The following is a 10,804-nucleotide window of genomic DNA, read 5'->3' as shown; positions in this document are numbered from 1 at the left end:
CCATTGGGGGTGTAACTTCTGGATGCTTCAATATATAACGCTGGTAAGAAAGTAAGTTGAAAAAGGAAAGCCTAATTGCGAAATAGAACCCATGCCAAGACAAGCCCGCCTGGGCGCATCCGGTGTTCCTTCAGCCATGTAGGGTGGGCTGAACCCACCAAAACCGCTGACAATATGTTGTGGATACGGGTCACATGAAATGCCGAATTAGCGAAGGGCATGGGAGAGAAATACATATTTTTTCACGGTGGTTACGTACCAACGGCAGCCGGCTCTTTGTCTGGAGGAATCGAGGGCACTGTTACGGGAAATCACTTCCCGGTAAAGCATCGTATTGTAGATGCACGAAGGACTGGCCGTATTCGACATTTCATCGTTATGTTGACAAAGGGATGTACTCTCCGGACTGGGGTGTAACACCGGCAGAAATTCGCGCGGATATTGTGGAGAATGAAAGACGATACAATGATGGTGGGCAAAGCCCACCCTACTAGATGGCTGGATATCTACCCCGGAGAGATATCAGCTAATGGAAAAAAACGGCTCCTGAATCTGTTGGCTACGACAGATCGGACATTTGCCGGGTTTACTCATTCGCTCCCTCTTTTTGAACTCAAAACCGCACCTTTTACATGTGGCAGAGATTATGAGCAACTGCTCGCCGCTCTTCTGCGTTGCCATCCGGATATGCTCCAGATGATAAACAACCTCTTTTTCAGAAATCCTTACCTCTGCCGATATCTCCCGCGCTGAGAGGGTTCGCCCCCTGAGAACAGAAATTATTTCCTGCCGGGTGGTGTCATGCTTTTCCGGCGGGACAAAAGGTTCTTTTGGTCTTGTCTTCATTTGGGCCGCCGATAAATTTGGCGAGGAGATCCTGACCAGGATCAAATAAAAAGGCTACATCTCATGAACCGGCCTGATCCGCACGGCGCAGATTTTATATTCCGGTATCTTGGAGACCGGGTCAACCCCGGGATTGGTAAGGAGGTTGGCGGCGGCCTCCCGGAAGTGGAAAGGCAAAAATACCGTACCCCGCTGGCACATCTCCGTAAGCGCCACCCGCACCGTTATGTCACCCCGCCTTGAGGTAATACGGACCGGAGAATGGTCATCAATGTTCAGGGCAAAGGCGTCAATGGGGTTCATTTCTACCATAACCTCCGGGTACATCTTGTTTAGACCTTCAGCGCGGCGGCTCATGGTGCCGCTATTGTAGTGATAGAGTACCCGTCCGGTAGAGAGTAAAAAAGGATAATCGTCATCCGGCATCTCGCTGGCCGGGATCACTTCCAGCGCGTGGAATAGACCTTTCCCGCGGGTAAAACCATTGCAATGCAAGACCGGCGTACCGGGATGGTCCAGGGTTGGGCAGGGCCACTGAATCCCCGTCTCTTCCAGACGATCGTAATAAATGCCCCCATAGATAGGCGTCAGGCTGGCTATTTCCTCCATGATCTCTTCCGGCGACTGATAGGGCATCTCGTATCCCATCTTTGCCGACAGGTCGCAGATAATTTTCCAATCCGGTCTGCTTTGCCCCGGAGTTGAAAGGGCCTGTCTGACCCTCTGTACGCGCCTCTCCGTATTGGTAAAAGTGCCCTCTTTCTCTGCGTAACTTGCCGCCGGCAAGACCACATCAGCCAGCCTGGCGGTCCGGGTAAGAAAGATATCCTGCACCACAAGTAATTCAAGCTTTTCCAGAGCCGATCGGACGTGATTAAGATCCGGGTCGCTTATCATGGGGTTCTCACCCATAATGTAAAGGCCCTTTATCTTCCCCTCGCCGGCCTGTTTTATCATCTCCGTGGCCGTAAGACCGGGTTCCCCGGGCAGCCGGGCATCCCAGGCCTCCTCAAATTTCCGCCTGACGGCTGCATCGGCAATGCTTTGATATCCGGGGAGCTTGTCCGGTAAGGCCCCCATGTCACAAGCGCCCTGGACGTTATTCTGCCCGCGCAACGGATTCACCCCGCCCCCTTCAATCCCTACATTACCGCACAACATGGCCAGATTGGCAATAGCCTTTACATTGTCCGTGCCGCTCCGGTGCTGCGTAATACCCATGCAATAGACGATGGCCGCCCGCCCCGCCTGCGCGTAGAGACTGGCGGCTTTCTTGAGGTCTCCCGCCGGTATCCCGGTGATCATCTGCACCAGTTCAGGGGTGTATTTCTCCACGGTTTGGACAAAGGCCTCGAAGCCTTCGGTCCGCTCCTGAACGTAATCCTTATCCCATAGCCCCTCTTTAATAATGATATGGGCCAACCCATTTAACCAGGCTATATCCGTACCCGGCCGGGGCCGGAGATAAATATCCGCATACTGCGTCATCTTGATCACGCGGGGGTCAACCACGATAAGCTTTTTACGCAACCGGGTAACCGCGTTTATAATATGAAGGCTGATAATCGGGTGGTTCTCTGTGGTATTGCTGCCGGTAAGCAGGATAACGTCGGCCTTCTCCAGGTCCTGGATGGAATTGGTCATGGCCCCGCTGCCGAATGCGGCAGCCAGACCGGCTACCGTGGAGGAGTGTCAGAGCCGGGCGCAGTGGTCTATATTATTCGTGCCAAAGACGGCCCGGGCCAGCTTTTGCATCAGATAGTTTTCTTCATTAGTACATTTAGCCGAGCAGAGTACCCCCAGACTCTCCGCTCCATACGCCTCTTTGAGTTCCTTAAGTCTATCGGCAATAAGCTCCAGGGCCTCATCCCAACTGCAGGCCTGAAGTTCGCCGTCCCTCCGTATCATAGGTGTAGTAATCCGGTCCGGATGTTTGATAAAATCATGCCCGAAGCGCCCTTTTACGCAGAGGTGTCCTTGATTGGGAATAAAACCCGGATCAGAGCTTACTTCTACCAGCTTTTCCCCACGGATATTGAGGATCAGGTTACAACCTGTGCCGCAATACGGGCAGACAGTCCTCACCTGCCTAAGCTCTCCGGCCAGGGATTGTTCTGTTTCCTTCTTGACCAGGGCCCCGGTCGGACAATTATCGGCGCAGAGGCCGCAGAACACGCAGTTGTCATTAATAGTCAGAGAAATCGCCCGTAACTGGTCAAGGGTTTCCAGTTCGCCTTCTTCTAAGTTGATGGCCTCATATTCACAGACATTCTTACAACGCCGGCAAAGCACACATTTATTCCGGTCAATGGTTATGAAAGGATGGCTGCGGTCCACCTTATAGTTGAGGCGGGTGCCGATCCCGTAATGAGAAAGATCAACATCATATTGAGGGGCCTCCCGTCGAATAATGCATTTGTCCACGGCATGACACCCGCACGCCAGGCAACGCTCCGCCTCTTCCACCGCCATCTCTTTAGTATAACCCGTCTCTAGCTCGCCAAAGTCACCCAACAGGGTCTTGGGGTGACGTATCGGCATCTTATGCCTGGAACGCGGGGGCACCTCTTCGAAGTTCCGCAGATCGACGTCTTCAAAAAATTCGCCTTTAGTGATATTAAACGGGATACGCGGCGACTCTGTTCTCCGTTCGGTCAAGTACGTATGAATGGCATCGGCTGCTTTTCGGCCTTGAGTTATGGCCTCGACAACAGTGCGCGGTCCGCTGACCGCATCGCCTCCGGCAAATATCCCCTCTAGATTGGTGACAAGAGTACCGGAGGCCGCCTCGATAGTGTTCCCGCGGGTAAGCCCCAACCCTTCGGTCAGACCCTCGGCATGACATTTTCCGATCTCTACCGACTGGCCGATGGCTGCGATAACACTATCTACCCGTATTACACTTTCAGACCCGGTGACAGGCACGGGACGCCTCCGGCCGCTCTGATCCGGTTCCCCAAGTTTCATCCTCTGAACCTCGAGATCAAGGAACCCATCGCCCGGAGTAATCCTGATTGGGGCCGCCATCAGGAAAAATTTAACACCCTCGTCCTCCGCCTCTTTGATCTCGCGGTGGCTGGCCGGCATCTCCATCCGTGACCGGCGGTAAACTATAATCACCTCATTCGCCCCCATCCTGAGACAGGTGCGCGCGGCGTCAATGGCGGTATTGCCCCCGCCGATTACAGCCACCCTTGATCCTACCTGAACCTTCTCACCTTCAGCAAACCTGCGGAGAAAATCGATGCCGGAAAAGACTCCGGGGAGATCTTCACCTTCGACGCCCATGGGACGGCTCTTCCACGCCCCTATACCGATGAATATGGACTCGAACCCTTCCTGTTTCAGGCTCTCCAGAGAAAAATCCTTGCCCCATCTCCGGCCGATCCTGACCTCAACGCCCAAGTCAAGGATAAATTGTATCTCGGCATCCAATATTTTTTTAGGCAAGCGGTACTCCGGGATGCCGTAACGAAGCATCCCGCCCAAGGCAGGCATGGCCTCGAGTATGGTCACCTGGTGTCCCTTGCGGGCCAGATAGTATGCGGCAGTCAGCCCGGCCGGCCCGCCTCCGATCACGGCCACCCGGTGATCGGTAGATGGTCGCTGAAGCGCGGGAATGGACTCCTTGTGCGCAAGTCCATAGTCGGCTGCAAACCTCTTCAGATGGTTTATCGCCACACTGCCGTCTACAAGATTCCGGCGGCAGCGCGATTCACAAAATCGGGGGCAGACCCGCCCTACCGAAAGGGGCAGGGGATTTTTCTCCTTAATCAGCTCCAGGGCCTCAAGGTATCTCCCGGCCGCAATATGGGCAATATACCCCTGGATATCAATATTGGCGGGGCAGGCCAGAGAACATGGCGCCACGCAGTCGCCATAATGTTCAGAAAACAGGAGTTCCAGGATGACCCGGCGGGCGGTCTTTACTTTTTCGGTATGGGTGGCTACCACCATGCCCTCAGAGACCGGAGTAGCACAGGAAGCGATGAGTTTGTCTTTACCTTCGACCTCCACGACACACATTCGGCAGGAGGCCGGGGGTTTTTTGAATTGGGGCAGGTAGCAAAGGGTGGAAATCTGGATGGCAGCCCTGCGGGCTGCCTCCAGGATGGTGGTTCCTTTCTCGACAGTTACTTTTCGGCCATCAATGGTTAAGGTTACTTCGGGCATACCTTATACGTACAATATTATTCAGGTATATGCTTTTAAAAATTACACTGTCAGCCAGGAGTGAGAATAGAGCGTCTTTCCCATAAGGACCCGCGCTGTCTTATAGTACTCAAGTTCTTTTGGACCAAGGCCCTTGGGATCAGGCTCATTTCCATCCATCATGCCATGTACGAGATTGACTATTCCGGTCATCCCCCCCTTGGCAATGGTTAACAATTCCACATCATAACCATCTACGATGGCCGAGTAAATACCGTATTTCATGAGCATTACGAGGTAACAACGGTTGATATGAGGTCTCAGTTCGTGCGGAGCCCCGTTCGAGATATTGGAAAGGCCGACGATGGATTTGGCACCCGGGGCGATCTCCGAAAGCATGGACATAAATTCCAGGCCGGCCAGCACCTGGTTGACATCCATGCTTATTGGCGTGGCTATGGGGTCTATCCATATCTTTTCTGTAGGAATACCGGCCTCATTGGCCTTGTAGATAATATCCACGCAGTGGGCCGCCCGCTCATTGGCATCCCGCGGCATACCTTCCTGACTCCAGAGAAGGCCGATCATATCGGCATTGTACTTCCCCGCCATAGGCAAAAAGGCCTCCAGCCGTTCCGGCTGCAGAGAAATTGAGTTTATAAGGGATTTACCCGGATTGGCCTTTAGACCGGCCTCAATAGCGGCTGGATTGCTGGTATCCAGGGAAAGCGGCAAGTCCGTCACCTCACATACGGTCTTAACCAGCCAATCCATAGTCTCATCGCCGCCCTTACGGGCCGGACCGATGTTGAGATCAAGATAATCCGCCCCGGCTTTAGTGAGCTCCCGGGCCATATCCTGGATCGGCTTGGCATCGCGTCCCTTTATAGCCGCACCGATGGTCTTCGACATAATATTGATGTTTTCCGCCACACAAACAGCCATATTATCCTCCACTCAAAAATGACGTTCACTGTTTTCCGATTACCGTTCACCGAAAAAACAACGATCGGTCTTGGAACTATTGAAACTATTGGAACTTGAAACTGTCTGTCGTTTATGCGCTCCACTGCTTAAGATACGCCGACAGGTGGGCCGCCTCACGGGGGCCAACCAATATCTGCCAATCCGGCAGTTCCTCTTCCAGTTCACCGCTCATGCCCGCAAGGTAACCAGGGATAACCAGCTTACGGTGTTTCACCCGATCGGCTATGCCGGACTTCTTGACAAGCACAGCTACGGTATCAGCGGCAAACTTACCTGCTGCCCAGGCCGTGAGGACGGACAGACCTTCTGTGTCTTTGATCAGCAACCAGGCCGGCACCCGGCTGGACTCCACTTCGCCGGAAACGATAAAGTAAGTCAAAGAGAAATTGGATGTGATCAAAACCGGCGAATCTTCCCTGGGGCCTCCAATCTCATAGACCTTTTCCTCTACGGCCATAGGACGCTGCGGGTCGGTATAGATATTCAAGCTGTCCAGAAGAAGTGGAAATACGTTATGGCCTTCCATCTCTGAAAGGACAATAATCCCTGCATACTTGGCAATAAGCATCGAGGCGATCAGGGCTTCCTTCATCTTGCTCTCCGTCAACCGGCCAGGGAAGGTAATGGTAGGGAATCCCACTTGTTTAACCTTCTTGACCAAGGCCGAACGCCGAATGACTACCTGATCCTCCAGGGCCTTCTTAACGTTCGCCGGCTGGCTGTCTATCACCAAGTCTTTAAGCCCCATCCCCAGAAGCTTATCTGTAACAGCCATGACCTCATCCAGGCCGGAGCCTTTTACCGCCAGAGGGCAGGCCGACTCTTTGGCCAGGCTGCCCATAACCTCCGCCGTATCCTTGGTTGCTGCATAGATAAGGGGCTTCTTATCCTTGCTGACTTTTAGGGCCTCAGAAATAACCTCCGGCCTATCGCTCATCAGGATAATAGCGGCATCCATCTGATCAATCACCCGCTTTACAAAAGCGGCAAACTTACCGGCGTCTCCGGATTCTTCTTTGAGGGCCAGCATCTGCGGACGCAGGATCAATCCCACCCGTTCAAATTCCAGGTCTCCAAATTTAGAAAGCCTTTCATTTACTACGGAGTCATCCATGGTATCGGAAAGCATAAGGGCCAGACCCGGAGGGTTCTCAAACCTCTTCTCATGCCTGAACATCACCGTCTCACCGCCCAGTTTAACCGCACGGTCTCCCGTACCAATAGTCAAGGTGCGGATAGGCGGCGCCGAGGCCTCATCTATCTCTGCCCTCACATCGTCCGAGACATAAGGACAGGCAGCCAATTCGGCCTGACCGGTAGCCAGTTTCATGGCAAAGGCCAGACAGGTGGGAACCCCGCATTCGCCACAGTTCTTCTTGGGTAATTTCTTAAATATCTCTATACCACTTAATGCCATTCTAAAATCTCCTTTCTATCTCGCGGCTTTCAGCATTCAGCTTTCAGCCGTCAGCTTCAGAGCAAAACAACCAAGGCCGCTGTTTTTCATTCTGCTGAACGCTGATAGCTGAGCGCTGAAAGCTGTCTTTTTAAAGTATAGATTCCATGGTGAGCGCCGGATGTCCGGCCTCTTCCAGGAAGGGAAGAAGCTCTTCCTCCGTAGCACCCTTTGTCTCATCAGCGATCATATCAATCAAGTTTGGGATACCCAGTTCTTCTCCCCGCTTTCTTAATTTATCTTCCAACTCCTTCTTCAACATCTGCGGCATCCACACAACACGCTTCAACCCGCCCTCGGCCAGGATAAACTTACGGCTGGCAATATAGTGCTTGCTTACACCCAAAAAGCCCGGGGTAACCTCCCCGCCGCCCACCATACCGGCCATAGTGGTGAATTTCATACCACTCGGCGTCATGCCCAGATAATCACGGTTGACGATCATCACCCCGTTACAAAGGGGTAAGATGGTGGCGATGCATTCAAAACAGCCGCAGGCCGTCATCGGATCGTGGACGAGACTGTAAGCGCTGGCCGTCGAGACCTTCTGCCGGGAGGCCTTAAAAATAAATGCATCCGTGCCCTTCCATTTGCCAAGGACCGGATCTATGCATTCCCCCTTGACAATAGGTTGATTGGGGCCGGTAGGGTTGATCTCATACGACGCCTTGCCATCCAGCCAGTTATAAGCGCCGCACATCCCGGTCCGCTCCGGGGTAATGATGCAGACATGGCTAGGGGCAAAGGACTGACACAGGGTACAGGAATAGAATGTCTCCTCCGTCTCGTCAGTCATGCGATCGACTCTCTTGTCGCGTGCCGCGTATACCTTCCGTGCCAACGCCAGTACTTCGTCCACCTTGGCCTCTTCAGTGTATATCTTGACCTGCACCTTGTCGCAGATCGCACCGAATTCCTGGTGGTACTTGGCATGCATTATCGTTCCCAGGTGCTTCAGCCGGAACCCCTTCCCCACGGCTGCCTTTCCAACGCGAAGCCACATGATGGCGCGCTGCCCGATGTGCATGATGCCTTCAGCGTAGTTGACCAGATGGTGAATCTGCCGCTCCAGAATGGGCTCGAAATCCTCCTGCATCTGGCGTCCCGCCACTTCTATGAGCATGGCGAAGGGAAGCTTCGAACCATCCTTGATCTGGTCCAGATCCGGACCGATCATCTCCACATGACCATCTTCCACCTCATCCATATCCCGGCTTACCGTCAGTTCAACGCCTTTGGTCTTACCTCCGCCGCATTCCAGATAGAGGTCATCTTTCCGGATCCGCTCACCCTCAAAGGCCGGGCCATAGGATACCGGTATGTCTATCTTGGACACGGTAACCTTCAAGCCCCTCACTTCTACGGCCCGCTGCACAATCTCACTGTGGGGCACGTTGCTGACCACGTGTTCGTATGTGCAGATACCGGTGGGCAGGATCTCGGGTATCGGGGTGTCGGCTATGGCGGGGAAGCCCCAGTTTATCGCCCCGGCGGCATTGGCGTACCATTCGTCGGACACCGGCCCCAAGGGCATGGCAAAAGCGAATATACGGTTCTTGTTGTAGATGAGGTTGCCGCGGAAGTCACCCGGTTTGATGCCGCCGAAGGACATGGCGGCGCGGGTGGCAAAACCCATAGCAAAGACTGTGGCCGTGTAGTCGGGCCCGAAAGAGACAAGCCGTGTGGGCCAACCGATCTGTACACCCGCCTCGACCAGCTGCTCCGACATCCTCACGCCGTTGTTCTCCGCGCACATAAAAACGTACAGATTCTTTTCCTGGAGTTCCTTCGCTATCTCGGCAGCGATCTCCTTGGTCGGAGGCGCACCCAGGATGGCCGCGAATCCCGGAGCCGTGCCGTCGACAAACTCTACGCCCCGCTTGCGCAGAATGATATCATCCGCGGCGCCGAGCCAGATATTGCCGTCTACCGGATCTTCCTGTTTCGTATAGAAATCCGGGTATTCCAGATACCGAATCGCCTCAATAATCTCCTCGGCGAAGAAGGTGGCCATGCCGGCCTCCAGCGTCGGAGCCAGATACGGCAACCAGACCTTCTCGCTGACGAGCGGTGGAAGCAACGATCGGCATTTTTCCAGTACCGGTCTTACATCCCCCAACTTGGACACCGGTATTCCGAGAATGCCGTATATGATGGGAAGATAGTATGCGGTATTCGGAAAACCCACCGCATGGTCCGGTCCCCACTTATCCAGCGCCTCCTGATACTTCTGTTCGGCCTTTTCCACAATGTTGTGGGCGCCCCTAATCGCCGCTGAGCAAATAATCTTAGACACCTTAAGTCCCCCCTGTTTATCTTGTAATCTCTTATCCGGCTGTCAGGTCACTGATCATATCTTTTATAAGCGCAATAGACTCTGGATGCCTCATGATTAAAATATCCGCCCCGGCCAGTAAAAGCAGCTGCGCCGTCACGGCTTCCATAAGCACACCCCGCTTTGCCGGATCACCCAGTTTGGGAGCCTCATCCCGGCTCTGTTTGGCCTCCTTGGTCTTCCATATCTCTTTGCCCAGATTACAGATCATCGGGAACTGTAACCGCTCGTCTTCCTGGGTTAGAGCTGCCATCCGAATACGTTCCATGACCGAGTAGCCATATTCCAATCCGTATCCAAGGGCGCCGGTGGTCGGATCGATGAGGATGCGTCCGTCCGGCACACCCAGGTTGCCAAGCAGGATGTTGAGCTGTTTGGCCAGATTTATATCGATAGGAGTCGAGGCAATAACCGTGTGTTCATATCCAATGGCCACAGCACCGATCTGTTTATAATTGGCCTCGGTCACCGGGCCGATCATCAAATTCCGTCCCGCGCAATCCTCGGCTATCTTTCGTAACACCTCCATATCTTTCTCCGCATTATTGCATCCCCATACGATGAGCGGGACAGCCACGGCTTCGGCTACCTTTTTGGTCAATGCGGCCGCCTCTTCTGCGGAACGGTTCTCGCCGTTGGGGTCTGTACTGACCAACTGAAGGGCAATCATCTCCGCGCCGTAGGTATCCGCGCATTTCCTGGCCCAGGCCGCCGGGTCTGAAACCACGTCGGCAAAAGGCTCCAGGGCCTTAGGCGCCCAGTCTTCGGGCGGGCTGTCATAAACCTCCATGGCGATACGTGGTTTTAAAGGCATCTGGCCCTCAAAAAGATAAAAAGGATAAGAGGTCCCACCACCTACCGTGATCGCCTTATCCCCCTTACCCAAAACAATCTCTCTTATTTTCCCTGAATAAGAAACCTTTGGTATCTCTAAAGCCATTCCTTTCCCTCCTTACAGTAGCTGTCAGCGGTCAGCTGTCAGCTCAGGTCCAAAACAAGTCTCTTTTTGCCTTGTTGCTGAACGCTGA

At 53.7% G+C, this 10,804-nt stretch carries 6 protein-coding genes; all 6 read right to left on the bottom strand.

Annotation, left to right across the window (positions count from 1 at the left end):
- Window positions 1–522: 522 nt before the first annotated feature.
- The 6 genes from PHT49_12230 to PHT49_12205 all read right to left on the bottom strand — a co-directional run bounded on the left by PHT49_12230 (window position 523) and on the right by PHT49_12205 (window position 10,716).
- Window positions 523–846: an ArsR family transcriptional regulator gene (locus tag PHT49_12230; protein ID MDD5452652.1), complete on the bottom strand. Its 324-nt coding sequence runs from the start codon at window positions 844–846 to the stop codon at window positions 523–525.
- A 54-nt stretch (window positions 847–900) separates the two neighbouring features.
- The gene (gene fdhF, locus PHT49_12225; protein MDD5452651.1) at window positions 901–5,019 is read right to left on the bottom strand and encodes a formate dehydrogenase subunit alpha; all 4,119 of its coding nucleotides are present in this window, start codon (window positions 5,017–5,019) and stop codon (window positions 901–903) included.
- Window positions 5,020–5,061: 42 nt separating this feature from the next.
- Window positions 5,062–5,955, bottom strand: a complete 894-nt coding sequence (locus PHT49_12220) for a dihydropteroate synthase (protein ID MDD5452650.1) — start codon at window positions 5,953–5,955, stop codon at window positions 5,062–5,064.
- A 100-nt stretch (window positions 5,956–6,055) separates the two neighbouring features.
- Window positions 6,056–7,402 (bottom strand): acetyl-CoA decarbonylase/synthase complex subunit gamma, encoded by a 1,347-nt coding sequence (acsC, locus tag PHT49_12215; protein ID MDD5452649.1) that lies wholly within the window; start codon window positions 7,400–7,402, stop codon window positions 6,056–6,058.
- 130 nt (window positions 7,403–7,532) lie between these two features.
- Window positions 7,533–9,737 (bottom strand): acetyl-CoA decarbonylase/synthase complex subunit alpha/beta, encoded by a 2,205-nt coding sequence (acsB, locus tag PHT49_12210; GenBank protein MDD5452648.1) that lies wholly within the window; start codon window positions 9,735–9,737, stop codon window positions 7,533–7,535.
- A 31-nt stretch (window positions 9,738–9,768) separates the two neighbouring features.
- On the bottom strand, window positions 9,769–10,716 hold the full coding sequence (locus tag PHT49_12205) for an acetyl-CoA decarbonylase/synthase complex subunit delta (protein ID MDD5452647.1): 948 nt from the start codon (window positions 10,714–10,716) through the stop codon (window positions 9,769–9,771).
- Window positions 10,717–10,804 lie beyond the last annotated feature (88 nt).

The sequence above is a fragment of the Desulfovibrionales bacterium genome (genome assembly GCA_028715605.1).
Classification (GTDB): Bacteria; Desulfobacterota; QYQD01; order QYQD01; family QYQD01; genus QYQD01.
Note: the sequence above shows the minus strand (reverse complement) of the source record. Positions and strands in the feature narration are given on the sequence as shown.